The sequence below is a fragment of the Xenorhabdus sp. BG5 genome (assembly GCF_015163665.1).
Taxonomy (GTDB): domain Bacteria; phylum Pseudomonadota; class Gammaproteobacteria; order Enterobacterales; family Enterobacteriaceae; genus Xenorhabdus.
On sequence record NZ_JADEUG010000092.1, the window covers coordinates 1 to 804 of the forward strand.

Annotated in this window: 1 protein-coding gene; it reads left to right on the plus strand. The window is 56.7% G+C overall.

The window, feature by feature from the left end:
• The coding region (locus IQ209_RS17955) for a tyrosine-type recombinase/integrase (protein ID WP_193852536.1) at positions 1-493 on the plus strand (493 nt) is incomplete at its 5' end.
• Positions 494-804: the final 311 nt, after the last annotated feature.

Below are 804 nucleotides of genomic sequence, written 5' to 3' on the forward strand. Positions count from 1 at the left end.
TCAGGGCAAAGGGAATAAAGATCGGGTTGTGCCTGTCGGTGAGCGGGCGCTGGGCTGGCTACAGCGCTATCTGGTCAACGTCAGGCCACAACTGGCAGCGCACTATGACAGAGGTTATCTGTTTATCTCGCAAAAGGGCAGGCCGCTGAGTTTGGGACACCTGACGCAAATCGCAGGCAAAGCCATCCGGCAGCAGGCACATCTGGACAAGCCGGGCGCCTGCCATCTGTTCCGGCATTCCATGGCGACCCAGATGCTGGATAACGGCGCGGATATCCGGCATATCCAGGCGATGCTGGGGCATGAGAAGCTCAACACGACAGAAATCTATACACGGGTGGCTATCGGTCACTTGAAGAAAGTGCATAAACAAACCCATCCGGCAGAGCGTGACACACCGACACCACCGGAAAGCCGCGCAGACCATGCCAACGGAAAGCGGGGCGCCGAACCGAAACCGCAGCGCACCGGACAACCCGGCCGTCCCCGTTAAGTTCGCTCGGTGCGGGGCAGGGGCAGACCGTGGCCGGCCTGCCCGGCGGCCAAGGTGTCGGCGGGGGTAAATGGGCCATGGGCGGCGGCGGCCACAGTGTCCCCAATCAATGTGTGCCGGCCGCCCAAAGCCCATTTAACATAATGCAGGGAGATTATGTGTATTAGTCGTGACTTGAACTGACACTGGATCTTGAAAGATTGAGAGTTACCGGTTTTGATATGGGTGTCTAATCCTTATACAAAATACGAGGTAACTCTCATGCTTCATACTAACAACCCTATCATCAAACACAAAGCCGGTTTGCTGAA